The 26376-nt window shown below is 68.7% G+C and carries 21 protein-coding genes and 1 tRNA gene; 7 read left to right on the top strand and 15 right to left on the bottom strand.

The window, feature by feature from the left end:
- Positions 1–147 precede the first annotated feature (147 nt).
- Genes BR47_RS0109425 through BR47_RS0109415 form a run of 3 tightly spaced genes read right to left on the bottom strand, consistent with a single transcriptional unit; the run spans position 148 to position 5563 of the window.
- Entirely contained in the window at positions 148–2514 is a 2367-nt protein-coding gene (locus BR47_RS0109425) for a glycerol-3-phosphate 1-O-acyltransferase (RefSeq protein WP_029119345.1), read from the bottom strand.
- The gene (locus BR47_RS0109420) at positions 2511–4085 is read right to left on the bottom strand and encodes an HAD-IB family hydrolase/lysophospholipid acyltransferase family protein (RefSeq protein WP_029119344.1); all 1575 of its coding nucleotides are present in this window, start codon (positions 4083–4085) and stop codon (positions 2511–2513) included. Before BR47_RS0109420 ends, BR47_RS0109425 begins: the two co-directional genes overlap by 4 nt.
- Positions 4082–5563 carry a wax ester/triacylglycerol synthase family O-acyltransferase gene (locus tag BR47_RS0109415; RefSeq protein WP_029119343.1) on the bottom strand — a complete coding sequence of 494 codons (1482 nt, stop codon included), beginning with the start codon at positions 5561–5563 and terminating at the stop codon, positions 4082–4084. Before BR47_RS0109415 ends, BR47_RS0109420 begins: the two co-directional genes overlap by 4 nt.
- A gap of 130 nt (positions 5564–5693) precedes the next feature.
- Here BR47_RS0109415 and BR47_RS0109410 point away from each other — a divergent pair.
- Positions 5694–5767: transfer RNA gene (locus BR47_RS0109410), tRNA-Arg, on the top strand.
- On the opposite strand, the gene BR47_RS32005 is transcribed toward BR47_RS0109410, so the two are convergent.
- Both BR47_RS32005 and BR47_RS0109395 read right to left on the bottom strand, forming a co-directional pair.
- Positions 5736–6674: a hypothetical protein gene (locus tag BR47_RS32005; RefSeq protein WP_051634727.1), complete on the bottom strand. Its 939-nt coding sequence runs from the start codon at positions 6672–6674 to the stop codon at positions 5736–5738. The genes BR47_RS0109410 and BR47_RS32005 overlap by 32 nt on opposite strands.
- 75 nt (positions 6675–6749) lie before the next feature.
- Positions 6750–7415 (bottom strand): MspA family porin, encoded by a 666-nt coding sequence (locus tag BR47_RS0109395; protein ID WP_029119341.1) that lies wholly within the window; start codon positions 7413–7415, stop codon positions 6750–6752.
- 119 nt (positions 7416–7534) lie between these two features.
- Here BR47_RS0109395 and BR47_RS0109390 point away from each other — a divergent pair, with 119 nt between their 5' ends.
- On the top strand, positions 7535–8287 hold the full coding sequence (locus BR47_RS0109390; RefSeq protein WP_029105404.1) for an enoyl-CoA hydratase: 753 nt from the start codon (positions 7535–7537) through the stop codon (positions 8285–8287).
- A gap of 3 nt (positions 8288–8290) precedes the next feature.
- Here BR47_RS0109390 and BR47_RS0109385 read toward each other — a convergent pair whose 3' ends face one another.
- Genes BR47_RS0109385 through pdhA form a run of 3 tightly spaced genes read right to left on the bottom strand, consistent with a single transcriptional unit; the run spans position 8291 to position 11644 of the window.
- The gene (locus BR47_RS0109385) at positions 8291–9493 is read right to left on the bottom strand and encodes a dihydrolipoamide acetyltransferase family protein (protein WP_029119340.1); all 1203 of its coding nucleotides are present in this window, start codon (positions 9491–9493) and stop codon (positions 8291–8293) included.
- The gene (locus tag BR47_RS0109380; RefSeq protein ID WP_029119339.1) at positions 9490–10545 is read right to left on the bottom strand and encodes an alpha-ketoacid dehydrogenase subunit beta; all 1056 of its coding nucleotides are present in this window, start codon (positions 10543–10545) and stop codon (positions 9490–9492) included. The genes BR47_RS0109385 and BR47_RS0109380 overlap by 4 nt, the downstream gene beginning before the upstream one ends.
- A 1-nt stretch (position 10546) precedes the next feature.
- Positions 10547–11644, bottom strand: a complete 1098-nt coding sequence (pdhA, locus tag BR47_RS0109375; RefSeq protein ID WP_020102251.1) for a pyruvate dehydrogenase (acetyl-transferring) E1 component subunit alpha — start codon at positions 11642–11644, stop codon at positions 10547–10549.
- Positions 11645–12120: 476 nt separating this feature from the next.
- On the opposite strand from pdhA, the gene BR47_RS32000 reads away from it, so the two are divergent.
- Both BR47_RS32000 and BR47_RS0109365 read left to right on the top strand, forming a co-directional pair.
- Positions 12121–14367 (top strand): sensor histidine kinase, encoded by a 2247-nt coding sequence (locus BR47_RS32000; RefSeq protein ID WP_051634705.1) that lies wholly within the window; start codon positions 12121–12123, stop codon positions 14365–14367.
- The gene (locus tag BR47_RS0109365) at positions 14342–15019 is read left to right on the top strand and encodes a response regulator transcription factor (RefSeq protein ID WP_020102253.1); all 678 of its coding nucleotides are present in this window, start codon (positions 14342–14344) and stop codon (positions 15017–15019) included. The genes BR47_RS32000 and BR47_RS0109365 overlap by 26 nt, the downstream gene beginning before the upstream one ends.
- A 73-nt stretch (positions 15020–15092) precedes the next feature.
- Here BR47_RS0109365 and BR47_RS0109360 read toward each other — a convergent pair whose 3' ends face one another.
- The 5 genes from BR47_RS0109360 to BR47_RS0109340 are packed head-to-tail and all read right to left on the bottom strand — an operon-like array spanning position 15093 to position 21087.
- The gene (locus BR47_RS0109360) at positions 15093–15899 is read right to left on the bottom strand and encodes an HpcH/HpaI aldolase/citrate lyase family protein (protein ID WP_029119338.1); all 807 of its coding nucleotides are present in this window, start codon (positions 15897–15899) and stop codon (positions 15093–15095) included.
- On the bottom strand, positions 15896–16387 hold the full coding sequence (locus BR47_RS0109355) for a MaoC family dehydratase (RefSeq protein WP_029119337.1): 492 nt from the start codon (positions 16385–16387) through the stop codon (positions 15896–15898). The genes BR47_RS0109360 and BR47_RS0109355 overlap by 4 nt, the downstream gene beginning before the upstream one ends.
- Positions 16384–17547 (bottom strand): acyl-CoA dehydrogenase family protein, encoded by a 1164-nt coding sequence (locus BR47_RS0109350; protein ID WP_029119336.1) that lies wholly within the window; start codon positions 17545–17547, stop codon positions 16384–16386. Before BR47_RS0109350 ends, BR47_RS0109355 begins: the two co-directional genes overlap by 4 nt.
- Entirely contained in the window at positions 17544–19523 is a 1980-nt protein-coding gene (locus BR47_RS0109345; RefSeq protein WP_029119335.1) for an acetyl-CoA carboxylase biotin carboxylase subunit, read from the bottom strand. The genes BR47_RS0109350 and BR47_RS0109345 overlap by 4 nt, the downstream gene beginning before the upstream one ends.
- Before the next feature lies 1 nt (position 19524).
- Positions 19525–21087 (bottom strand): carboxyl transferase domain-containing protein, encoded by a 1563-nt coding sequence (locus tag BR47_RS0109340; RefSeq protein WP_029119334.1) that lies wholly within the window; start codon positions 21085–21087, stop codon positions 19525–19527.
- 92 nt (positions 21088–21179) lie between these two features.
- Between BR47_RS0109340 and BR47_RS0109335 the strand changes: the two genes are divergently transcribed.
- Both BR47_RS0109335 and BR47_RS30125 read left to right on the top strand, forming a co-directional pair.
- A complete protein-coding gene (locus BR47_RS0109335; protein ID WP_036426979.1) occupies positions 21180–21794 on the top strand; it encodes an SACE_7040 family transcriptional regulator in 615 nt (204 codons plus the stop codon).
- Between the two features lie 67 nt (positions 21795–21861).
- A complete protein-coding gene (locus BR47_RS30125; protein WP_081633474.1) occupies positions 21862–22524 on the top strand; it encodes an MmpS family transport accessory protein in 663 nt (220 codons plus the stop codon).
- On the opposite strand, the gene BR47_RS0109325 is transcribed toward BR47_RS30125, so the two are convergent.
- Complete coding sequence (locus BR47_RS0109325) at positions 22521–23846, bottom strand: MFS transporter (RefSeq protein WP_051634704.1); 1326 nt, start codon at positions 23844–23846, stop codon at positions 22521–22523. The two genes, BR47_RS30125 and BR47_RS0109325, sit on opposite strands and share 4 nt — an antisense overlap.
- 33 nt (positions 23847–23879) lie before the next feature.
- On the opposite strand from BR47_RS0109325, the gene cmrA reads away from it, so the two are divergent.
- A complete protein-coding gene (gene cmrA, locus BR47_RS0109320) occupies positions 23880–24686 on the top strand; it encodes a mycolate reductase (protein ID WP_029119331.1) in 807 nt (268 codons plus the stop codon).
- Between the two features lie 91 nt (positions 24687–24777).
- Here the strand turns inward: cmrA and BR47_RS0109315 are convergent, their stop codons facing one another.
- Positions 24778–26364 carry a helicase HerA-like domain-containing protein gene (locus BR47_RS0109315; protein ID WP_029119330.1) on the bottom strand — a complete coding sequence of 529 codons (1587 nt, stop codon included), beginning with the start codon at positions 26362–26364 and terminating at the stop codon, positions 24778–24780.
- Between the last annotated feature and the right edge of the window lie 12 nt (positions 26365–26376).

Genomic DNA, 26376 nt, shown 5'->3' with positions numbered 1-26376 from the left:
TGCTTCTCCATCCATTTCGGTGTTGCCGGCGTTCTCGTCGGCCTGTGCGTCCATTGACCCGTCAGGCACCGACAAAAGAACCGGCGCCGCCCTCGGGACGGCGCCGGTTGTGGATGAATCGCGAACTGTGGATAACCCGGGGGCGGGTTACTCGGCCTCGATGACGTCGATGGCCTTCTTGGCCTTGCGCCGCTGCAGCTCCCGGACGTCGAACTTGATCCAGCCGATCGAGTCCACTGTCGCCAGGTCCGCCAGGATCGCCCGCAGTTCGGCGAGGAACGCCGTGCGCCGCTCCTCCAGATCAGGGGCCGCTTCGAGCAGCTTCTGGTCGGCCACCACCTGCCGCGCCGTCGTGAACAGCAGCGCCGACACCGACTCGTTGCTGCGAATCCGGCCCTGTGCGACGTACTGCCGGCCGACACCGAGTGCCCGCTTCGTCAGGTCCTTCTCACTGATGTCGGGCGGCGTACCGCGCAACACGTCGGCGACCAGTTCGTAGGCCTCCAGGAACGGCCGCAGCATCGCGCCGGCGATGATCGGGCGCTTGGCCCGCAGCATCGCGTAGATGGCCTCGCCACCCTCGGCCAGCTGCTGCTCGCAGTTGGCCTGCCACGACATCTCCTCCACGATGTGGGCGCGGAACGATGCCGAGTCGGCGAAGTAGAACTCGAACTTGAGCAGGTCGCGCAGCCGCATCACCTGCGACCAGAACGCCTCCACCGGATCGGATTCCGCCTTGGCCGCATGCGCCATGGCCAGCTCGACGATCGCGGTCTCCAGGAACGCGTCGATGGTGGTGTTGCGGTAGAACGCGGCCTCGTGCTCGTCCTGCGGCGCGATGTACCAGACCGGCTGCCGGCCGCTGTTCACCGCGGTCACCGGGTGCCCGCCGGACATCGCGTCGAGCGCGGCCCGGACCCCCTCGGGGGTACGCAGCCGGAGCACCGAGTTGGTCATCGGAATCTGTTTGCGCTCAAGGTAATCCAACGCGTCCTGCAGAGTGTGGTGCAGCTGGTCCAGCGTCAGCGCCAGACCGCGGGTGGTCAGCAGCAACGCCGACACCAGCGCCGTGGCGTTGATCGGGGTGGCTCGCAGGATGCGCCAGGCCACCTCGAACGCCATCTTCTGCAGTGCGAGACGCTTGGCCGCGGGGTCGGTGGCCACCGGCCCGTCAGGTGGCCCCAGCTGTTCGCGCATCGACACCGCTTCGGGGAAGCGCACGTAGATCTTGCCGAAGTTCCGGTCGCCCTGCGCCTTGATGTAGTGGTACAGCCAGCTCAGGCCTTCGGGCGTCTTCTCGCCGCCGCGCGCGTAGGCGGCGTACTCGGCCGTCTCGTGCAGCTGGTCGAAACTGATGGAGACGGGCTGCAGCAGGATGTCCTCGCTGCGGCCGTCGAGGTAGGCGTCGGCGACGTAGGCGAGCAGACCGAGCTTGGGCGGCAACATCTTTCCGGTCCGGGAGCGGGTGCCCTCGATGGACCAGTTGAGGTTGAAGCGCTTCTCCACGATGTACCCGACGTACTCCTTGAGCACGTACTTGTAGAGCGGGTCGCCCGCGATGTTGCGCCGGATGAAGATGACGCCGGAGTGCCGGAAGATCGGCCCCATCAGGCCGAAGGCCAGGTTGATGCCGGCGAACGTGTGCACCGGCGGCAGGCGGTTCTCCTGCATCGCGACCGGCACGATCACGCCGTCGAGGTACGACCGGTGCGAGAACAGCAGGACGGCGGGGTGCAGCTCCAGCGCGTGCCGCATGGCCTCGACCTGCTCGCGGTCGTAGTCCACGTTGGGGTCGAAACCGCGGCTGAAGATGGCGCGCCCGATCTTGGGGATGAAGTCGACGGAGAAGCGGCTCCAGCCCGTCGACAGCTCGTCGAGCATCTCGCCGGCCTTCTCGACCGTCGCGCCGGGGATTTTCTCCAGGCCCTGCCGGAACCGCGCCGACGCCAGCACCTCCGGCTTGACCAGCCGGGGTGACTTGTATTCGGGCCCGAGCAGCCGCAGCTCCACCCGCTCGATGGCGAGTTGCGCCCGGCGCAGGACGAAACGGGCGAATTCCCTTGGGTTTTCGGCGGTCGTGGTGTCCTTCCACTGCTGCCGCAACTGCCCCACGGTGGCGGGCTCACCGGCCACCACCCGGGCGCGCAGCGGGTCCTTGCGCAGGATGCGGCGCTGCAGCACCTCCGGTGGCCGGTACCGGTCGCGGCCGGAGATCAACCCGACGATCTTCGAGCGCGTCGGCAGCCCCGCGGGCACCCAGAACACCCGCACGGGTACCACCGAACGGCCCTCATCGGCGCCGAGCAGTTCCACCAGGCGGGCCAGCGTGCCGGGCGAGGGCTCGCCATCGGTCGGCAGCCGGAGCACCTCGAGGCGGGTATCCGGGTGCTGCTTGCGTTGGTGCGCCAGCCAGTCGTTGAGCAGGTCCCATTCGGCAGCGGAGCCGACGGCGGTCAGCACCAGGGCGTCGTCCGTCGGGTCGAAGCTGGCGAGGTCGTCAGCGGTGTGTTTCACCGTCGGCCCTTGGCGCTGCGCGGCGCATCGCCGCTGTCGTCACCCGAATCAGGTTGTGCTGCAGGCGCGGTCCGGTGGTACAGCGCGTTGTCGGGCACCTTGTCATGTGGCCATTTTCGGAGGGTGTCGAGATAGAGCTGACGCACCTCCGCGATACGCTCCGACAGGTCCTCCAGGGTCCAGTCCTCGACCGAGATCGGCGGGTACACGACGACGTCGACCTTGCCCGCGTGGAAGGTCGACGAATCGCGCGCGGCGATCACCTCCGCGTTGCGGATCACGATCGGCACGACAGGGATACCGGCGGCCATGGCCATGCGGAACGGGCCCTTCTTGAACTCGCCGACCTCGGTGGTGTCCAGGCGAGTGCCCTCGGGTGCGATGAGGATCGAAAGGCCTTTACGGGCAAGATCTTCCATCTTGTGCAGGCTCTCGATGGCCGACGCGGGATCATCGCGGTCGATGAACGCCGCGTCCATCACCTTGCCGATGGTGCCCATGATCGGGTTGCTCTCGAGCTCCTTCTTGCCCACCGAGGTGAAGTTGTCGCTCACCAGCGCGCCGGCGATCATCGGGTCGGCCTGGTTGCGGTGGTTGAAGATGAACACCGCAGGCCGCTGCGCCCGCAGGTTTTCCGCGCCGAGCACGTTCAGGTCGATGCCGAGCGTCGCCATCAACGCCTTGCTCCACGCCGACGTGAAGAAGTTGACGCCCGTGCGCCGGTTGCCGGTCAACAGACCGAGGCCGAGAGCACCGGCGGCGACCGGGGCCAGCGACGCGATACCGGCGAAGGTCCGCAGCTGTGCGATGGGGCTGCTGCCACTGCGACTGGAGAACTTCAGCACCGGCCAACCACGCTTGGCGGCAACGGATTCCAGCTTGGCAGCCGGATTGGTGGGCCGTGGATTGCCGACCAGGTACATCAGGGCGACGTCTTCGTCACCGTCGGCGTAGAAGTAGCTCTTCGCCAGATCGACACCGTTGTTCGCCGCGAAATGCTGTGCGGCGTTGGCCTTTCCGGGCCCCCACAGCACCGGCCTGACCACCTCACCGGTGATGAGTCCGTCCTCGTCCGTCTCGAACTTGTTGCACAGCACGTTCTTGATACCGAGGAAGTTCGCCACCGGTTCGACCTGGACCGTCAGCGCCGACGAGCTCAGCACGACGGTGTGCCCGCGCGCCTGGTGCGCGCGGACGAGCTCGCGCATCTCGGGGTAGATCCGCTTCTTGATGTGCTGGATGAACAGCCGCTCCCCCAGCTCGTCGAGGTCACTGAGCGAGTTGCCGTTCAGCATCCGCGCGCCCCGGCCGATCAGGTCCTCGAACTCGGCTCGTCCCAGTTGGTGGTTCACCGCGGCCTGCACCATGCCGATGAATTCACCGACGCCCATCTGGCGGCGGCGCAACCGGTCCTGCGTCATGATCACACCGGTGAACCCGGCCACCAGGGTGCCGTCCATGTCGAAGAACGCGCCGACCTCCGGCCCCTCGGGGCTGGCCAGAATCTCCGCCACCGAGCCCGGCAGCCGGGCGTTGCGGAACTCGCCCGCGTAGTCGTCGTCCGAACTCATTGTGCGGCACCCCCGTTCACTGCCGGCTCGGCCTGTTCGTCCGCCAGCGCGAACGACGCCGGAATGGCCCGGCCGTCCCCACCCAGGGCCAGCACCTCGTTGAATCCGTCGAGCAGGCAGCGGGCCCACAGCTCGGGATCGTTGATCGACGCCCGGTCGTAGCGGGTGCTGATGGTGACCCAGCCGCTGCGCGAGATGAGCACCGCCATCATCGCGACACCGGGCAGGGGCCCGATTCCGTAGTGCCGCACCACCTTTGCGCCGGCGATGTACGTGTCCATCGGCGGGCCGGGCACGTTGCTGGCCTGCACGTCGGAATTGACCACCGAGCCGGCCATGGACTCCAGCAGGGGGTCCGGCACGAGGTTCAGCAGCGGCGCGACGACGCCCACCACCTCGATGGCGCGTTCCTCGCGCTTGCGGGTCATCTGGGCGCGCACCTTCTGGATGCGCTTGCGCGGGTCGACGACGCCGATGGGCGCGGCGATGTTCACCCCCGCAAACCTGTTGCCACCGGCGGGGTCCGAGTCGGAGCGCACGTTCACCGGCACCGCCATGGGCAGCGACGCCACCGGGATGCCCTTGGCCTCGTGGTAGAGGCGCAGCGCGCCGCACAGCGCGGCGAGATAGGCATCGTTGATGGAGCCCTCGGCGGCTTTGGACGCCTTGTGCAGATCGCTGAACTTGATGTCGATCGCCTCGCTGCGCGACGCCAGACCACGGCGGCGCAGCACCGGCGACGGCGGCGCCGCGGGCGTCATCACCCGACGGCTCGATCGGACGTAGTCGACGACCCCGCCGACGGCGTCGGCCGGATCGCGCATCATGCGCCCGAGCAGCCCGGCCGCACCGCGCGTCACGTCGAGCACGTTGTTGGCGATGCCTCTGGGCAACGCGTTGATGCCTTGGCGGGCAAGGTCGTTCGGCGACAGGTCTTCGGGGATCGGCAACGGCGCCGAGGGCCGCGGCGCGGGATCGCGCTCGAGGTCGTAGAGGTTCGCGAACATCTCCATGCTGCCGACACCGTCGGTCACGGCGTGGCTCATGTGCACGATGTTCGCGGCGCCGCCGCCCGCCAGCCCTTCGACCAACGTCGCCGTCCACAGCGGCCGCGAGATATCGAGCGGCGACTGCAGCGCCAGCTCGGCGTAGTCGAAGACCTCACGCAGCGTTCCCGCACCGGGCGCACGCACGCGCCGCACGTGGAAATCCAGATTGAAGTCGGGGTCGACGACCCAGCGCGCCGCCGCCGTCGGCAGGCTCGGCATCACGACCTTCTGCCGCAGGCGGATGGCCTTGCGGGACGCCTGCTCGAACCCCGCGCGGTACCGCTCCCAATCGGGCGTGACGTCCAGCAGTTCGACGCCCATGATGCCGGACCGGGTGCGCGGATTGGCCTCCCCGCGATGCATCAACTGATCAACTGCACTCAACTCTTCGGGCAACCCGGCCGTGTCAAAGTCCGGCACGTCGCTCATGGCTGTCGCTCTCCTCCGTCGTTGCCCAGCGCTGGACCCTAACGCTAGTCCGCCGCCGGACACAGCGCGGGCAATACGGCTGTTGCCATGGCCACTGCGCGGAGGCGTCGGGATAGACTTCCAGCGCGTTGCCTCCGTAGCTCAGTTGGATAGAGCAAGAGCCTTCTAATCTCTAGGTCGCAGGTTCGATTCCTGCCGGGGGCGCTTTTTGCTGGTGCGGCCGCACCAGCTCGTCGTCTGCGTCCGTCTCGGCCTCGATGACCGTCTGCGACGGTGCCGTCCGCTCCCACAAGACCGCGCCGACGCACGCCGTCACCACCCAGCCGGCGCCGCTGATCCCACACCAGGTGAGCAGCGCCATCGCGACGCCGATGGGCCCGAAGTCATCCCACCCGCGCAGCAGCGGCGGGAAGATCATCCGGGCCGCCAGCGGCAGGATGGTGCCCTCGATGACGACGCCCGCCAAGCCCGCGAGCAAGAGCGCGCGCCAGGCGCGGCCGCCGTCGCGAACCAGGAGCGCGGGGGTGATCGTCCAGAAGATCCAGACCGGGATCAGCGACACCGCGAAGAGCAGGATCTGGCTCCACCCGTGGTGCTCAGCGCCGAACGCGATCCGTTCGCGCACTCCGATCATCGTCAGATACAGGACGAACCACGTCACCCCGCGCCACAGCTTGCCGCCCCAGCCGAACGGTTCGCGGCGCCAGGCCTTGGCAAAGATGCCGGCGATGGTCATCGACATCGGGATGCCCCACACCAGGAAGCTCGCGACGCCGAAGAACGTCCAGTTGGACCGGAGACCCGACGCCCGGCCGAAGGCGGCTCGGACATGGTCGGTCAGCGGAGACGCCAGACCGAGCTGCCGGCTCACCACGACGCCGGGGCTGGCGCTGTCGGCGAACCCGGTGAGGTAGCTGAAGCCGATGATCGCCAGCGGGATGACCGTGGTGAACAGCTGCACCGACACCACCGTGCCCAGCGTGCCGCCGTCGATCTCGTTGAAGCGGTTCACGACGGCGACGATGGGCCGCAGCTGGCGCAGCTCGGCCAGCTGCCGGTAGCGGTCTTCGACGCGCTGCCGCATTGCCGGCGATTCGGCGTCGTCGCTCATGCTCCCCCTTCTACGGACCCGGGCATTGTGCCCGGTCGGGGGTGCTCCGCGCGCCGAAACGGCGTGCGGCTCGGATCAGACGGACTTCGTGACGCCGTAGTAGGCGACGATGTCGTCGGTGTCGGTGGTGGAGCTGGTCAGCACCGCGTAGGACCGCAGGAACGACTGGCCGACGCAACCGTCGACCTTGACGTGCGTGTCCTTGAGCGTGATGCGCACCGGGGCCGACTTGAAGGACTTCTTGTCGACGGGGACCTGGGTCACGGTGCCCGGCTTCGGGTGGATTTCCACGGTGCCCGACATCGGGACGCTCACGCCCGTGGGCAGCAGGCCGGCCAGCGTCGATCCCGACGTGGCGATACCGATCGACCCGACCAGACGCACCTGGCCCAGCTCGATACCGCAGCCGATCTGGTAGCCGGCCTCGAGTGTGCCGCCGTTGAGGGTGGTCTTGCCCTTGCCCGTCACCGTCCCGGTGAACGTGCCGCCCACCAGGTATTCACGCGAGCTGACCGCGGTCGTGAGCGGTGCGACGGGGAGTTCGGTCTCGTTCTTGGCCACCACGGTGAGCGTCCAGCCGTCGGGCGTCGTCACCGTCGCCGGTTCTTCCGAGGCCACGATGCCGGTGTCCGGCGGCGGGCCCTCGTCACCGGCGGGCGCGGGGTCGGCGTACGCAGCGGTCGCTGCCCCGAACGGGAGCAACATGCCCACAGCAGCAACCACAGCAAAACGCTTCAACATGAACTCCGAACGCCTCTCAACATGCACAGCCAAAGGAATCACACAGTTGTTTCGCAGATACGACCTCGGGTAAAGGTTTTGACTCACGTGAGTCGAAACACAAGCCATAGGCTGAGGTGGTGTCCGATCTCGTACTGACGCAGGTCATCGACCGCGTCGCACTCATCACGGTGAACGATCCCGACCGCCGCAACGCGGTGACCGCGGAGATGTCCGCCGGCCTGCGGGCCGCGATCAACGCCGCTGAGGCCGATCACAGCGTGCACGCCGTGGTCGTGACCGGCGCCGGCAAGGCGTTCTGCGCCGGCGCCGACCTGACCGCGCTCGGTGCCGCGACGGTCAACGGCCTGCGGGTCATCTACGACGGCTTCCTCGCGGTGGCCGACTGCACGCTGCCGACCATCGCCGCGGTGAACGGCCCGGCCGTCGGGGCGGGGCTCAACCTCGCGCTCGCCGCCGACGTCCGGATCGCCGGACCCGGAGCGGTCTTCGACCCACGGTTCCAGAAGCTCGGGATTCACCCGGGCGGCGGCGCGACCTGGATGCTGCAGCGCGCCATCGGCCCGCAGGCGGCGCGCGCGGCGCTGTTGTTCGGCATGAAGTTCGACGCCGACGCCGCCGTCCGGCACGGCCTGGCGCTGGAGGTTGCCGACGACCCCGTCGCCGCGGCATTGGCACTGGCCGCCGGTCCCGCCGCGGCGCCCCGCGAGGTGGTGTTGGCGACCAAGGCATCGATGCGCGCGACCGACCATCCCGGTGTTCTGGACAAGGAGCAGCACGCGAAGGCGGTCGACATCGAGATCGTCCCGCAGGCCGCGTCGATCGAGTCACCGGAATTCGCCGCCCGACTGGCCGCTGCCAAGCAGCGCTGACCACTACGCGTCGAGCAGCGCCAGTTCGGGCGCCTCGATGAGCGCCCGCAGTTCGCCGAGGAAAGCGGCCGCCCCGGCGCCGTCGGCGATGCGGTGGTCGAAGGCGCAGGTGAGTGTCATGGTCGGCCGTGCCACCACCTCGCCGTCGCGCACGACGGCCCGGGGTTTGAGTGTGCCCATCCCGAGGATCGCCGCCTCCGGATAGTTGATGACGGGGACGCCCTCGTCGAGGCCCAGCGCCCCGAAGTTCGACACGGTGAACGTCGAGCCGTGCAGTTCAACGGGTTTCAGCGTGCCGTCCCGGGCGGAGCGAATCAGCCCGTCCACCGCCCAGGCCAGGTCCCGGGTGGAGAGGCGCTCGGCGTCCCGCACCACCGGCACCAGCAGCCCACGCGATGTCGCGACGCCGATGCCGAGGTGCACCGATTCGTGGAGGTGAACGCTCGCGCCGTGTTCGGCGGGCACCCAGGTGGCGTTGAACTCTCGGTGGTGCCGCAGCGCGATGGTCAGCAGCCGCAGCGTCAGCACGAACGGCGTGACGGTGGCGTCGGCCCCGGCCAGGGTGTCGCGTACCCGGAGCAACTCGGCGCAGTCCACCTGAACCGACGCGTGTGCGTCCGGTATCTCCTTGCGTGACACCGACATCCGGCGCGCCATCTCGGCCTGCACGCCGCTGACGGGAACGAGGTCGGTGTCGCCGGTCTGGTGCGCCGAGGCCAGCACGTCCTGGCGCGTGACGATGCCGTTCGGGCCCGACGGCGCCACCCCGGTCAAGTCGACGTTCAGGTCGGCCGCGAGTTTGCGCACCCGCGGTTTGGCCCGGGGCCGGCGGCGGGTGGTATCGAGATCGGCGTCCGCGCCGTACCCCACGAGCACGGGTTTGCGTTTCGGCTCGTCAGCATGCGGCTGCCCAGCTTTCGGCTCTTCGACTTTCGGCTCGGCGGGTTCTGCCGCCGCCGGGGCGTCGGTGGCGATGCGGACCAGCACGGCACCCACCGCGAGCGTCTGCCCTTCTGTCCCACCGAGTTCGGTCACCACGCCGGCGTACGGGCTGGGAATCTCCACGGCCGCCTTGTTGGTCTCGACGGTGCACAACACCTGATTGAGTTCGACGGTGTCTCCCACCGCCACGGCCCACGACGTGATGGTGGCGTCTTCCAATCCCTCGCCCAGGTCAGGGACCAGGAAGTCGTGTGCCGCGGTCATGGCTGGCTCATCGCCTTGTGCACGCAGTCGAGCAGGCGGTCGACACCGGGTAGCCAGAGCTTCTCCAGCCGGGCGGGCGGATAGGGCGTGTCAAAGCCGTTGGCGCGCAACACGGGTGCCTCCAGGTCATAGAAGAGTTCTTCGGAGATCCGGGCGGCCAGTTCGGCGCCGAACCCCAGGGTGCGCGGCCCCTCGTGCATGATCACCGCGCGTCCGGTCTTGCGGATCGACGCCGCGACGGTGTCGAAGTCGAGCGGGTTCAGCGACCGCAGGTCGATGACCTCCAGGTCGTGGCCGTCCGCGAGATCCGCCGCGGCCAATGCGGTGTCGACCAGCGAGCCGTACGTGATGACGGTGACGTCGCGCCCGGTGCGCCGCACCGCGGCCCGACCGATCGGCAACGCGGGGACACCGGTGTCGAGCTCGCCCTTGGTCCAGTACCGGCGTTTGGGCTCCAGGAAGATCACCGGGTCACGGGACGAGATGGCCTCACGCAGCAGCCAATACGCGTCCGACGGCGTCGACGGGATGACGACCTTCAGCCCGGCGGTGTGCAGCCAGTACGACTCGGTCGACTCCGAATGATGTTCCACCGCACCGATACCGCCGAACGACGGGATGCGGATGGTCACCGGCATGTCGACATCGCCATGGGTACGCATCCGGTACTTCGCGAGGTGGCTGACGATCTGGTCGAACGCCGGGGCCGCGAATCCGTCGAACTGAATCTCGGGTACCGGCACCAGGCCACGGATCGCCATGCCGATCGCGATGCCGACGATGGCCGACTCCGCCAGCGGTGTATCGAAACACCTTGCTTCCCCGAAGGTTTCATGCAGGCCGTCGGTGACGCGGAAGACCCCGCCCAGCTGTGCGACGTCCTCACCGAACACCAGCACCCGGTCGTCGGCCGCCATCGCGTCACGGAGCGCGCGGTTGATGGCCTGCACCATCGACACTGTGGTGACCGCGGCGATTTTCCCCGCCGGCCGTCCCGGCTCGTCGGGCTCCGCGTCGCCGGACCACGGCGGTCGCTCGATGAGCTGCGTCATGTCAACCCTCCCAATCCAATTCGGCCAGCAACGCGTCACGCTGCCGGGCCAGCTCGGGTGTGATGTCGGCGTAGACGTTGTCGAACATGTCCGCGACGTCGAAGTCCGGCGCCGTCAGCACCGTCTCGCGCAGTTCGGCGCGGAGCCGCCGGGAGCGGTTCTCGACGTGCTGCTGCAGCCGGGGCGTCCACACCCCGGTCTGCTCCAGGTACGTCCGGTAGCGCGTGATGGGATCGCGTGCCTCCCAGTGCTTCAGCTCATCCGGGTCGCGGTAGCGGGTCGGATCATCGGACGTGGTGTGCGGCCCCATCCGGTAGGTGACGGCCTCGATCAGCGTCGGCCCGTCGCCCCCGCGGGCGCGCTGCGCCGCCTCGGACATCACCGCGTAGCAGGCCAGCACGTCGTTGCCGTCGACCCGGATGCCGGGCATGCCGTAGCCGATGGCGCGGTGCGCGATCGACGGTCCCGCCTGCTGATGGCGCACCGGTACCGAGATGGCCCACTGATTGTTCTGGACGAAGAACACACACGGCGCCGACGTGACGGCCGCGAAGTTGAGCGCTTCGTGCATGTCACCTTCGGACGTGCCGCCGTCGCCGATGAACGCCACGGTCACCGAGTCCTCCCCGAGCCGCTGCGCCGCCATCGCCGCGCCGACCGCGTGCAGGCCATGTGAGCCGATATCGATCGACAATGGCGCACAGTGTTTTTCGGTGAATCCGAGGCCACCGTGCCAGCGGCCCCGCCACACCGCGCTGATCTGAGCCGGCGTGATGCCGCGAACCAGCAGGGCGCCGAGTTCCCGGTACTGCGGGAACAGCCAGTCGGTCTTGCGCAGACAGGCTGCCGCGCCCACCTGTGCGGCTTCCTGGCCGCGGCACGAGGCGAACAGCGCGAGTTCACCCTGCCGCTGCAGATTCACGAATTCGACGTCGAGGTCGCGGGTGACAACCATCTCCTCGTACAGCCAGCCCAGCGTTTCGGGCGGCAGGTCGCGGCGATAGCGCACGTCGGAGGTGGCCGCGCCGTCGGGCGCGACGAGTTGCACGGGTTCAAGGTCCACCCAGTTGTCCAGGCCGGGGACCGTCACGTCAGCCATACCGCCTCCTTTCGGTGACGGCATGTTCGGCCGTCAGTCCGCGAGAAGCTCAGCGCGGTGGCGACCAGGGCAACCCCTCAGGTGGTGAGGGTCGCCGGCCGATGCCGGGGTGTGGCACCAGTCGGATGATCCGCTCTGCTCGCCGCAGTGCTGGGGCATCACCGCCATTATGCGCTCGAAGGCCATCCGGCCGCGGTTATCGCAGGTAACAGACTGAAGACGTGTCGGGCCGGCCGGCACAGTCGGCGGCAATACGGCCAACTTGTAGCCCGAACGTATGAATTCATTGTTATTTGCGCTGGTGACACGCGAATCGGCCCGAAGTCTGTCGTTGCCGCGTGCTAAAACCATCGCATCATCAACGTGGCAGTGCCAGAAGCGAGAAACCGATGAGACGTCCGAACCGCGCCGGCCCCAACGTCGCCCGAGCGTCATCCGTGCCCGCCCCCTGACCACACGCGTACGTCAGTCTCATCATGTTCGACACCGGCACAGGCGCAGCACGTCGCAACTTCCTCGCGCACACGATGCTCATCAGCCTGTTCATGCGGCACGGCGGGGCATTGGTGGTGTACGCCGTGGTGCTGGTCTCGGCGCGGCGCATCAGCCTGGCCGGCGTCGCCTTCGCCGGCCTGGCGGGCGCCTGGTCGCTGTACCGGCTGCTGACCCGCTCCGCGACGCCGCGCATCATCGCGATCGACTACGCCGTCACGATCGCCGCCTGCCTGGTCCTCCCCCTCGCGGCAGCCGACGACCAGGTGTGTCCGCCGACCTGCGCGCCGATCGCGATCGGCGGTACGGCCATCGCGAGCTTCACGGTGTTCGAACCGCTACTGAACGCGGCGATGGCCGCGGGCGTCGTGGCCGCGGTCGCGGCCGGCGCGGCGCCGGTCGGCGGTGTGCACGACACCGACCAGTGGGTCAACGTCTACTACTTCGCCCTGCTGTGGGTGGCGTCGACGTTGATCCGCATCTTGACGGTGCGCGTGGCCGAGAAAGTCGATGCGGCGCGCGCCGAGCGGCTCGCCGTCGAGCTCCGCCAGAAAGTCAACGCCGCGGTGCGCGATTACGACCGCGAGCAGACGCGGCTGCTACATGACACCGTCGCCTCCACCCTGCTGATGGTGGGGACCGGGGCCGCGTTGTCGCCCGAGCGTGTCGCCGCCCAGGCGCGCCGCGACCTTCGCGTGTTCACCGAGACGTCCCACGCACCCGCGCCGCCGGCCGATCTCGTTGCCGCCCTGCGTGATCACGCCGCCCACACCACGACGCCCGTGAGCTATGCCGGTGTCTCGGCGATGTGGGTGGACGGGGCGACGGCGGCGCCCATCGCGGCCGCCGCGCGCGAGGCCCTCACCAACGTCGACCGGCATTCCGGCGCCGCCGCGGTCACCATCACCGTGCAGCTCGGGCGAATCCAGATCACCGACGACGGGCGCGGATTCGATCCCACCCGACCGACGCGGGGACACGGCATCGCCGACTCGATCATCGCCCGCATGCAGCAGCTCGGCGGCGTCGCGGGGATCATCACGCAGCCCGGGCAGGGCACCACGGTCGAGTTGTGTTGGCCCACGGCAATACCGGCCAATGCCGGCCCAGCGCCTGACCCGGAGCGGCTCATCGAGCGGGCACACATGGGATACGGACTGGCGCTGGTTGCCTACGGGCTGGCGAACCTGCTGGTGACGGTGCCCGCATCCCTGAGGTTCGCGGCGTACCCGTATCTGCAATGGACCCTCATCGTCGTGACGACGGCAGCGGCGCTGTCGGCGATCCCCCGGGTGATGGGCCGGACCTATCCCCGGGCACGTTTCGGCATCATGGCGCTCGTCATTGTGGCTCTGGTGCAGTCGATCTCGATGCCGATCAACGACCTCGACCCCCGGTTGCAGTGGGCCGAAGGCGCGATCGGCTGGTGTGTGCTGCCGCTGCTGCTCAGCGTGCGGCTCAGCTACGCCGTGGGCGTTCTGGTGTGGTGCTGGGTCGTTCCCGCCATCTACGCGATCATCCGGAATCCGTCGGTCCACACCGTCGTCGACCTGGGATACGACACGGCGAGTGTGCTCGTCGCCCAACTGTGCGCCCTGGTCGTAGCTGACATGATCCGGCGTTCTGCCGCAGCCGCTTCCGCCGAGACCGAGAGTCACATGCGCCTGACCGCCGCGGCACACATCGCCGACGCCGTGCAGGAGGAATACGACCGCCGCTACGCGGACCTCGCCGCCACCATCCAGCCGCTGCTGTGCACCCTCGCGGACGGAAAACCGGTCGACGCCGAGACGCGGCGCCGCGCACAACTCGAATACCAGCGGCTGCGTACCCTTTTCGACCAGTCCGCGAGCTTCGAGCACGTCCTGCTCCGCGAATTACGCCCACGCATCGACGCGGCCCAGAATCGCGGCCTCGCCATTTCCGTGGACGTCCAGGGCACGCTGCCGGCCATGGATGTGCCCACCGCCCGCCGACTGGCCCGGCTCGTCGACCAGGTTCTCCAGGCGGCCGCGTCACCGGCCCGCATCACCGTCACGGCCGAATCGGCCGCAGTCGAACTCAGCGTCATGTGTCAGCGCGCGCAGCACGCCGATTTGCCGACGAAATCCAGTGTCGACGACGAAGATGAATTCGACCTGACCACCCTCGATGACACGGTGTGGATCACCGTGCGCCACCCACTCCCAGAAAGATCGACCGAACATGTCCGCGCCGGCCAACCGATCTGAGCCCCTGGCCATCGCCGTTGTCGATGACCACGACGTCATCCACACCGGCGTCTCGGCATGGTGCGCTCAGGCCGATCCACCCATCCGCGTCGCATCCGACCACCTCGACGCCGAATCGTTCCTGGCCGTCTACCCCAAGGCTGACCACCAGCTGGCCGCGGTCATCCTGGACCTCGAACTGCGCAGTCGCCAGCCTGATTTCGATGCGGTCGCCGCCATCGTGGACGCGGGACACGCGGTGATCGTCTACTCGCACCTCGAGAACGCCGAGGTCATCCTGCGGTGCCTGGCCATCGGGGTGGTCACCTATCTGGCCAAGAGCGAAGGCCAGGGCCACCTCATCGAGGCCATCCGCGCGGCCAGCACCCACGAGCCGTACGTCGGCCCCCGCATGGCCGCGGCCATCTGCTCGGACACCGACTCCGGCCGGCCCGGACTCACCCAGCGCGAACGCGAAGTGCTCAAGGCCTGGTTCCAGACCGAGAGCAAGGACATCGTCGCCAAGCGGCTACATCTCGCCCCGACCACCGTCCGGACCCACTTGCAACGTGTCCGCGCCAAGTACGCCGCCGCGGGGCGGCCGGCGGCCACCAAGGCCCAACTCGTCGCCCGTGCCGTGCAAGACGGCATCCTCAGCGTCGAAGATCTTTAACCGCGAGCAGCCGCAAAACTGTCGAATTTCATTGGAATTGGACAGTTTTACGTCTGCTCGCGGGAAGAAGCTCCTACTGCGCCAGGGCGATGATCCGCTCGGCCCGGCGGAGCACCGGCATGTCGACCATGAGGCCGTCGTACTGGAACACACCGCGCTCGCGGGTCGCGGCGTCGAGTACCGCACGCGCCCAGGCGATCTCCTTCTCGGTCGGCGCGTAGCCGTCCCGGATGACCGCGACCTGGGTCGGGTGGATGGCCACTTTGGCGTCGAAGCCGACGGCCACGGCATCGTCGACCTCGGCCCGCAGGCCGTCCAGGTTCTTGATGTCGAGGTACACCGAATCCAGCGCGAGCTTGCCGAAAGCCTTGGCCGCCAACAACGACTGCGACCGGACGTGCTTGGCGACGTCGCGGTAGCTGCCGTCGGGCCAGCGGTTGGCGGTGCCGCCGAGCACTGCGAACAGGTCCTCGGCGCCCCACATGACGGCGTACGTGTTGTCGACCCGGGCGGTCTCGGTGACGGCGAGCGCCCCGAGCGGCGTCTCCACGAGCACCACCACGTCCAGCGGCGCGAGCGCCCGAACCTGTTCGGCGGACTCGGTTTTCGCGAGCATCACCGTGGTGTACGGCGTCTTCGCCAGCGCCTCCAGGTCCAGCGGATGATCAGCAGTGTCCGACGGGTTCAGCCGCACCACCGTGCGCGCCGGGTCCAGCGGGGTGTCGATCAACGCCTGGCGAGCCGCCGGCCGGTCCTTCGCGGCGCAGCCGTCTTCCAGATCGAGGATCACCACATCGGCTGCGGCGGCGGCCTTTTCGAACCGCTCGGGACGATCTGCCGGGCAGAACAGCCAGCCGGGGCCCGGGGCCGTCAGGCTCATGACGACTGCTCCGCGGGACGCTTGCGCACCATGGTCTTGCGCGTCGCGGTGGCGACGATGTCACCGTGCTGGTTGCGACCGGTGTGGGCGAACGTGACGATGCCCTCTCCCGGCCGGCTCATGGACTCGCGCTTCTCGACCACCTCGGACTCCGCGTACAGCGTGTCGCCGTGGAAAAGCGGCCTGGGGAACGCGATGTCGGAGAAACCGAGGTTCCCGACGATCGTGCCCTGCGTCAGCTGGGCGACCGACAGCCCGACGAGCGTGGACAGCGTGAACATCGAATTCACCAGTCGCGCATGGAACGGCGGCAACGCGTCGGAGAACGCGGCGTCCAGGTGCAGCGCCTGCGTGTTCATCGTCAGCGTGGTGAACAGGACGTTGTCGGCTTCGGTGATGGTGCGGCCGGGCCGGTGCTGGTAGATGACGCCCGGCTGGAACTCTTCGTACCAGAGCCCGCGCTGCTCGATGATCCGCTTCTCGGTCACAGCCCGGCCTCACGCGCGATCAGCATCAGCTGAACTTCCGTTGTGCCCTCACCGATTTCGAGGATCTTCGAATCGCGGTAGTGTCGGGCCACCGGGTACTCGTTCATGAAGCCGTAGCCGCCGAACACCTGGGTCGCGTCGCGGGCGTTGTCCATCGCGGCCTCGCTGGCGATCATCTTGGCGATGCAGGCGGCCTTCTTGAACGGCTTGCCCGCCAGCATCAGTGCGGCGGCGTCGTAGTAGGCGGTGCGGGCGACGTGGGCGCGCGCCTCCATCCGGGCGATCTTGAAGGCGATGGCCTGGTAGCCACCGATCTTGCGGCCGAACGCTTCCCGCTCCTTCGAGTACTTCACGCACTCGTCGACGCAGCCTTGCGCGACACCGACCGACAGCGCGGCGATGGCGATGCGGCCCTCGTCGAGGATGCGCAGGAAGTTGGCGTAGCCGCGGCCGCGGTCACCGAGCAGGTTCTCGGCCGGCACGCGCACGTCGTCGAAGCTCAGCGGGTGGGTGTCCGAGGCGTTCCACCCGACCTTGTCGTAGGCGGGTTCAGCGGTGAAGCCGGGCGTCGGCACCGGGACCAGGATCGACGAGATCTCCTTGTGCCCACCGGGCAGTTCGCCGGTCACGGCAGTGACGGTCACGAGCTTGGTGATGTCGGTGCCGGAGTTGGTGATGAACTGCTTGGAGCCGTTGATCACCCAGCTGTCGCCGTCCAGCTTGGCGGTCGTCTTGGTGGCGCCGGCATCGCTGCCGCCACCGGCCTCGGTCAAACCGAAGGCGCCCAAGGCCTTTCCGCTGGCCAGCTGCGGCAGCCATTCCTGCTTCTGCGCCTCGGTGCCGAAGCGGTACACCGGCATGGCACCCAGGCCGACGCCCGCCTCCAGCGTGATGGCGACGCTCTGGTCCACCTTGCCGAGTTCCTCCAAGGCCAGGCACAGGGCGAAGTAGTCGCCGCCCATGCCGCCGTACTCCTCGGGGAAGGGCAGGCCGAACAGGCCCATGTCGGCCATGCCGTCGATGACCTTGTACGGGAAGGTGTGGTCCTTGTCGTGCTGGGCGGCCACCGGCGCGACGACCGTCTGCGCGAATTCCCGGACCGTCTTGGCCAGCTCGGCGTAGTGGTCCGGCAGGGTGCCGGTCGAAATGAAGTCGCTCATTTGGTCTCCTCGGTTGCTGCGGTAATCCGGGCCAGCGGCTGGCCCACTTTGACCTGATCGCCGACGGCGACAAGCAATTCCACGGTGCCGTCGACCGGCGACGACAACGCGTGTTCCATCTTCATGGCCTCGACGGTGACGACGACGTCACCACTACTCACCGTCGACCCGTCCTCGACACCCACGGCGACAACGGATCCCGGCATCGGGCTGACGATCTCGGCGTCACCACTGTGTTCGTCGTCGGCGCGGACCGGCGCCTCACGTACGTCCTCGACGACGGTGGTACGGCCGGCACCGGCCAGCCACAGCCGGTGGTCCTCGACGGCGGTCAGGTATTCGGTGCGCAGGCCGTCCACCGTGACGATCAGCCGGTCACCGTCCAACGACGCTGTCACGCTGCGCGGTTCGCCGTCTTCGATGCGTGCCGTGGCGGCCGCGGGCGTTCCGGTGAGGTGGACGTGGTCGGTCCGGTCACCGGCCCGCAGCCGGATGGTGGTCGGCGCGTGCTCCCCCACCCGCCAGCCCGTCGGGGTGGCCCACAGTTCGCCGGCGTCCGCCCAGCTGTGCAGCCAGCGGTACGCGGCGGCGGCGATGAACTCGTCGTCGCCGGCCTGCGCCGCGACGTAGTCGCCCGTGCGGCGGTCCAGCAGCCCGGTGTCGAGGCGTCCGGCGATGACGTCCTCGTCAGCCAGCAGGAAACGCAGGAAGTCGAGGTTGGTGCCGACACCCAACACGGCGGTATCGGCCAGCGCCCGGTCCAGGCCACGCCGCGCCGACTCCCGATCCGGCCCGTACGCAATGATTTTCGACAGCATCGGGTCGTAGTCGCTGCCGATCACCGAGCCGGCCCGGATACCGGAATCCACGCGGGCGTCGGCGGGCTCGGCCAGCGCCAGCACGGTGCCGCCCGTGGGCAGGAAGTCGTGCGCCGGGTCCTCGGCGTACACGCGGGCTTCGATGGCGTGGCCCGTCATCGTGATGTCGTCCTGTGCCACCGGCAGTGCCTCGCCAGCGGCCACCCGCACCTGCAACTCCACCAGGTCGATGCCCGTGACCAGTTCCGTCACCGGGTGTTCCACCTGCAGGCGGGTGTTCATCTCCATGAAGAAGAACTCGTCGGGCCGGTCGGCGGAAACGATGAACTCGACGGTGCCGGCGCCGCGGTAATCGACGCTGCGGGCGGTGTCGCACGCGGCCGCACCGATGCGGGCCCGGGTCGCCTCGTCCAGCACGGGTGACGGGGCCTCTTCGATGACCTTCTGGTGCCGGCGCTGCAGGCTGCACTCGCGCTCGCCGAGATGCACGACGTTGCCGTGACTATCCGCGACGACCTGGACCTCGATGTGCCTGGGGTTCAACACGAATCGCTCCAGGAACAGGGTGTCGTCACCGAATGCCGAGGCGGCCTCGCGGCGGGCCGAGGCCAGCGCGGCGGGCAGCTCGGCAGCCGAATGCACCACGCGCATACCCTTGCCGCCACCGCCGGCGGACGGCTTCACCAGCACCGGGAAGCCCACCTCGGGGGCGCCGGTGATGAGCTCGTCGTCGGTGAGACCCGGACGCGAGATACCGGGAACCACCGGCACCCCGAAGGCCGACACCGCCGCCTTGGCGGTGATCTTGTCGCCCATGGTGCCGATGGCCTTGGCCGGCGGCCCGATGAAGACGATGCCCGCATCGTGCAGTGCGGCGGCGAATTCGGCGTTCTCGGAAAGGAATCCGTAGCCCGGATGCACGGCCTGCGCGCCGGTGCGCCGCGCCGCGCTCACGAGGGCGTCGATGCTCAGGTAGCTCTGCCGGGCCGGGGCCGGGCCGATGTTCACCGCCACGTCGGCCTCGAGCACATGCCGGGCACCGGCATCGGCGTCGCTGAACACCGCGACCGAACGAATCCCCATGGCCCGCAACGTCCGGATGACGCGGACCGCGATCTCGCCGCGGTTGGCGACCAGGACCGTATCGAAAGTCTTCATCTCACATCCTGAAAACGCCGTAGGACACAGGCTCGAGCGGAGCCTGCGCGACAACTGAAAGAGCCAGTCCCACCACGGTTCTGGTGTCCGCCGGGTCGATGACGCCGTCGTCCCAGAGCCGGGCCGTCGAGTAGTACGGGTTGCCCTGATCCTCGTACTGCTGGCGGATCGGGGCCTTGATGGCCTCTTCCTCCTCCGGCGTCAGGTCACCGCGCACGGTGGCCAGCACCGAGGCGGCCTGCTCGCCGCCCATCACCGAGATGCGGGCGTTGGGCCACATCCACAGGAACCGCGGCGAGTACGCGCGGCCGCACATCGAGTAGTTGCCGGCGCCGTACGAGCCGCCGATGACGACGGTCAGCTTCGGCACCCGCGCGCAGGCCACCGCGGTGACCATCTTGGCGCCGTGCTTGGCGATGCCGCCGGCCTCGTAGTCGCGGCCCACCATGAAGCCGGAGATGTTCTGCAGGAACAGCAGCGGCACCGACCGCTTGTCGCACAGTTCGATGAAATGCGCACCCTTCTGGGCGGATTCGCCGAACAGCACGCCGTTGTTGGCGATGATGCCGACCGGGTGGCCGTGGATACGGGCGAAGCCGGTCACCAGCGTGGTGCCGTATTCGGCCTTGAATTCGGTGAATTCACCGCCATCGACGATGCGGGTGATCACCTCGTGCACGTCGTACGGCACCTTGGAGTCGATCGGCACGACGTCGTAGAGCTCGGTCTGGTCGCACACCGCGTCCACCGTCGGGGCGACGTCCCACGGCGCCTGCGCGCGCGGCCCGAACGTCGAGGCGATGCGGCGGACGATGCGCAGCGCGTCGCGGTCGTCGTGCGCCAGGTGGTCGGTGACGCCGGAGATCTTGGAGTGCAGGTCGCCGCCACCGAGGTCCTCGGCCGAAACCACCTCTCCGGTCGCGGCTTTCACCAGGGGCGGGCCGCCCAGGAAGATGGTGCCCTGGTTGCGGACGATGACGGCCTCGTCGCTCATCGCGGGGACGTACGCGCCGCCGGCGGTGCAGGAGCCGAGCACCGCGGCGATCTGCGGGATACCCCGCGCCGACATGTTGGCCTGGTTGAAGAAGATGCGGCCGAAGTGTTCGCGGTCGGGGAACACCTCGTCCTGGCGCGGCAGGAACGCACCACCGGAGTCGACGAGGTACACGCACGGCAGCTGGTTCTGGCTGGCGATCTCCTGCGCCCGCAGGTGCTTCTTGACCGTGATCGGGTAGTACGTGCCACCTTTCACCGTCGCGTCGTTGGCGACGATCATGCATTCGCGACCCGACACCCGGCCGATGCCGGCGATCATGCCGGCGCCCGGGCATTCGTCGTCGTACATGCCGCCCGCGGCCAGCGGCGCGATCTCCAGGAACGGGCTGCCCGGATCGAGGAGCCCGTTGACCCGGTCGCGCGGCAGCAGCTTGCCGCGACCGACGTGGCGCTCGCGGGCGCGCTCCGATCCACCCAGCGCGGCGACGGCCAGCCTGTCCTTGAGATCGGCCACCAGCGCCAGGTGCTGCTCGCGATGCGATACCCGTTGGGAAACGCTCGGCGACATCGTCGCTCCATTTCACTTGAGTTAATGGCGAATAACCGAACGCGATGTTAGTCTTCATTAACTGAGATGTCCAGACCGGGTTGGAGGTGTCGATGACGGCATCAGTGTCAGACGCCGAAACACCGCGCAGCCGAGCCAAATCCGACCGGCGCGGCCAACTCGTCGCCGCCGCCGAACGACTCATCGCCGAACGGGGCTTTCTGGCGGTCCGCCTCGAGGACATCGGCGCCGCGGCAGGCATCAGCGGGCCCGCGATCTATCGGCACTTCCCCAACAAGGAAGCGCTCCTGGTCGAGCTACTGGTCAGTGTCAGCGCCCGGCTGCACGCGGGGGGACGCGCCGTGGTCGCCGAATGTGACGATCCCGCCGACGCACTCAACGGCCTCATCGAGTTCCACCTGGACTTCGCGCTCAACGAGTCCGACCTGATCCGGATCCAGGACCGCGACCTCAACAACCTCCCCGACGCCGCCAAACGCCAGGTGCGCCGCTCGCAGCGCCAGTACGTCGAAATCTGGGTCGACGTCCTGCGTCGGCTCGACCCGTCGCGCAGCGAGGCCGACGCCCGCACCATGGCGCACGCCGCATTCGGGCTCCTGAACTCGACGCCACACAGCGTCACCGCGGGCAGCGCCCGCAAGCAGGAGGAATCCTCGCGCGCCGTGCTGCGGGCCATGACCGTCGCGGCACTGGCCCCGCACCGCTGATCCAACCTGCCGCAGCGTCCCCGCGGTCCGGCGCGTGCCGCAGGTACCCTGCAAACATGAGGTGGGCATGACCGGATCGCGCGACGACGGGCTGGACGCCACCAAGAAACTCCCGGCCATGCCGACGGCCGGCTACCAGACCGACGCCTTCACCGATCCCTACGGTGTCACCGCACCGCCGAAGGTCCGCCGCCACAAGTGGCTGTTCCCGCTGGCCGGCGCGGTACTGATCCTGGCTCTCTGCACCGTGATCGCGCTGGTCATCGTCAACAGCTCCGAACAACAGACCCTGGTCGCACCGCCGCCGCTGCCGGTCCCGACGCAGGATCCGATGTCGTCGTCGACGACTGTGACGACCACCACGACGCCCGAGAGCACCGAGCCCAGCGAAGCCGTCAGCCCACCGGCGGCGGCAGCGCCCCCAGACGACGAGAGCGGCGACACCGAAGCCGTGCTGTACGCCGTGATCGGCAACGGCCGGGCGGTGAGCATCACGTACGTCGACACCGGCGGGGTGCTGCAGACGGAGTTCAACGTGCCGCTGCCGTGGACCAAGGAAGTGCAGCTGAACCGGCCGGCCGCGCGCTCGGCCAGCGTCAGCATCGTCAACGCCGGACGCGGCATCGCGTGCACCATCTCGGTCGACGGCACCCAGATTCAGCAGCGGGAAGGCGCGGGCCTCACGGTGTGCCGACAGTCCGGCAAACGCGGCCGCGGGCACGGGCACTAACGCCGGGCCGGCACCTTCACCAGCATCATCCCGACCAGCCCGATCGCCAGGACCGTGCACAGGCCGCCCAGGCCCGCCCGCGTCGTCGCGAAGATGTCGATGAACATCGAGAACAACCACGGCGACAGCACGTGCGCCGCCCGGCCCGTGGTGGTGTAGAGCCCGAAGGCCACGCCCTCCTTGCCGTCCGCCGAGATGCGGAGCATCAGGTTCCGCGACGCCGACTGCGTGGGGCCGACGAACAGGCACAGTGTCAGGCCACAAATCCAGAACGCGAGCGGTCCGGACAGGAACATCAGCGTGATGCCGACGGCGACCATCGCGGCCAGTGAGCCCACGATGACGCGCTTGGAACCGATCCGGTCGTCGAGCATGCCGCCGAGCGCCGCGCCCAGTGCCGCGATGGTGAACGCACCGGCGCCGAACAACGGCACGCTCGTCGGCGCGAGCCCGTAGACGCTGACCCCCACCACCGGTCCGAAGATCGAGATGCCCGTCAGCCCGTCGCGGAAGACGGCGCTGGAGAGTAGGTAGTAGACGACGTTGCGGTCGCGGCGCCACTCGCCGACGACCTCCGTCCACAACCTGCGGTAGGCGCCGAAGAATCCGACGGCCGGCGTGCCGTCGTGCGGCGGCGACTTCACCGTCAGCAGCAACGGCAGCGCGAAGATGACGAACCACGCCGCTGCCACCAGGACCGCGTACCGGTCCGGTTTGCCGTCCGAATTCGGAATGCCCAGGAGGCCGAGGGTGTCGCCGCTACCGGACTTGAAACCCACGAAGACCAGGAGCAGCAGTACGACGCTGCCGAAAAACCCTGCCGCCAAGCCGAATCCAGAGATGCGACCCGAGGTCGTCGGCGTCGACAGCTGCCGCAGCATCGCGTTGTACGGGACCGTCGCCAGGTCCATGCACGCCGCGGTACAGGCCAACAACGCCAGGCCGATCCACAGGTAGTGGTAGTCGGGCTTGATGAACGTCATCGACGCCGTCAGCACCACCACGGCGCCCGTCAGCGCCGCGAGCGCCCGCCGCCGCCGGTACGCGGCGTCGACCATCACACCCGTCACCGGGGCCAACAACGCCACGGCGATGCCCGCCACCAGCACCGCGCGCCCCAGCCAGCTCTCCGGCGTCGTCGGGCCCGGCAGGCCTTTGCCGACCTCCGAGATGAGATAGATGTTGAAACCGAAGGTCGTCACGATCGCGTTCACGCCCGTGGCACCGGAGTCCCACAGTGCCCAGGCGGCGACGCGACCCCGGCCGACGGGCGGGACGTGGCTGCTCAAGGCCCGTCGATTCGCTCGGCAAGCCTCGCTCATGCCGCCACTCTATTGGTCCCTACGATTGCACCCATGCCCGTACCCGCTCCCAGTCCCGACGCCCGCGCCGTCGTCACCGGCGCCTCGCAGAACATCGGTGAAGCGCTGGCCACCGAACTCGCCGCCCGCGGCCACCACCTGATCATCACGGCGCGCCGCGGCGAGGTGCTGGCCGAGGTCGCCAAGCGCATCACCGATAAGTACGGCGTCACCGTGGAGGTCCGGGCCTGCGACCTGACCGACCCGGCCGACCGCGACAAGCTCTGCGACGAGCTCGCCCAGCGCGACATCTCTATCCTGTGCGCCAACGCCGGCACCGCGACGTTCGGCGCCGTCGCCGACCTGCCCGCCGAAGGTGAGAAGGCCCAGGTGCAGCTCAACGTGCAGGGCGTGCACGACCTGGTGCTCGCCGTGCTGCCCGGCATGATCGCGCGCAAGGGCGGCGGCATCCTGATCTCCGGTTCGGCCGCGGGCAACTCGCCCATCCCGAACAACGCGACCTACGCCGCGTCCAAGGCGTTCGCCAACACCTTCAGCGAGTCGCTGCGCGGCGAGCTCAAGCCGCACGGCATCAACGTCACGCTGCTGGCGCCCGGACCGGTGCGCACCGAGCTGCCCGACCCGTCCGAGCAGTCACTGGTCGAGCGCCTGATCCCCGACTTCCTGTGGATCGACACCGAGTACACCGCCCGGATTTCGCTGGACGGCCTCGAGAAGAACAAGATGCGCGTCGTCCCGGGCCTGACCTCGAAGGCCATGTCGGCCGCGAGCGGCTACGCCCCGCGCGCGATCGTCGCGCCGATCGTCGGCGCGGTCTACAAGAAGCTCGGCGGGTCGTAAGGCTTCAGGCCGCCGAGAAGGACCAAATGGCTGCTGATTCGGCTTCGCAACGACCATTTGGTCCTTCTCGGCGCGCCCCAACTGAACCGACTTACCGCCGGCGCGTCGTACCGAACAGGCTGCGGGTGATCTCGCGGCCTGCCACGGTCGCCGCCGAGCGCAGGAAGCTCTTGAACGCGGTGCTCTGCAGGACTTCCGACACCATGCCGGGTCCCTCTGCCTCGACCTCGACGCGACCGGATGCGGTGAGGTCGGGCTCTTCGGCCGGGGTGGGCGCGGGCGCCGTGCCGGCATCAGCCGCAGGCGGCGCACTGGCCGGCGCCGGCTGCGCAGACAGCCGCTCGTGGGCCGAGTCGCGGTCGACTGTCGCGCCGTAGGTCGCTTGCAACGGGCTGGCCTTGGCGGCGGCAGCAATGGCGTCGGGGCCGATGGTGCCCATCAGCGACCGCGGCGCGCGCAGCCGGGTCCACGCCACCGGCGTCGGCGCACCGACCTCGGACAGCACGGTGACGACGGCCTCACCGATCCCGAGCGACGTCAGCGCCGACTCCAGGTCGTAGACGGACGTCTTCGGGTAGGTCCGGACCGTCTTCGTCAGAGCCTTCTGGTCGTCCGGGGTGAAGGCCCGGATCGCGTGCTGGACGCGCGCACCCAGCTGGCTGAGGACGTCGTTGGGAATGTCGGTGGGCAGCTGGGTGCAGAAGAACACGCCGACGCCCTTGGAGCGGATCAGCTTGACGGTCTGCTCGACCTGGTCCAGGAACGCCTTCGACGCGTCGGCGAACAGCAGGTGCGCCTCGTCGAAGAAGAAGACCAGCTTCGGCTTGTCCGCGTCACCGATCTCCGGCAGCGTCGAGAACAGGTCGGCCAGCACCCACATCAGGAACGTCGAGAACAACACCGGCCGCGCGGCCTGGCTGCCCAGCTCCAGCAGCGTGATGATGCCGCGGCCCTGCGGGTCCAGACGCATGAGGTCCTCGGGCTTGAGCTCGGGCAATCCGAAGAACGTGTCGCCGCCCTCGGCCTCCAGGTTGATCAGCGCACGCAGGATCACGCCCGCGGTGGCCGGCGACACCGCGCCGAGCGCCTTGAGCTCCTCTTTGCCCTCATCGCTGGTCAAGAACTGGATGACGCCGCGCAGATCCTTCAGGTCATCGAGGAGCAGGCCCTTCTGGTCGGCCCAGTGGAAGATCAGCCCGAGCGTCGACTCCTGAGTCTGGTTGAGCCCCAAGACCTTCGACAGCAGGATGGGCCCGAAGCTGGTGACGGTGGCGCGCACCGGGACGCCGATGCCCGTCGTCCCCAGTGACAGGAACTCGACCGGGAAGGCGGTGGGCGTCCAGTCGTCGCCGGTGTCTTTCGCACGCTGGGCGGTCTTGTCGCCCGCCGCGCCGGGCTGCGCGAGCCCCGACAGGTCGCCCTTCACGTCGGCCATGACGACCGGCACCCCGGCCGTCGACAATTGCTCGGCGATGACCTGCAGCGTCTTCGTCTTACCGGTACCGGTCGCGCCCGCGATGAGGCCGTGGCGGTTGATGGTGGCCAGCGGAATCTTGACCTGAGCGCTGGGGTCGACGGTCCCGTCGACGACGACCGCGCCCAGGTTCAGCGCTTGGCCGGTGACGGCGTAACCAGCGGCGATCTGCTGCGCGGGGGATGCACTCGAATCGGTCGTCATGCGCCTGACCCT

The sequence above is a fragment of the Mycobacterium sp. UNC410CL29Cvi84 genome (assembly GCF_000686745.1).
GTDB lineage: Bacteria > Actinomycetota > Actinomycetes > Mycobacteriales > Mycobacteriaceae > Mycobacterium > Mycobacterium mucogenicum_B.
This window is presented reverse-complemented; position numbering and strand designations above follow the sequence as displayed.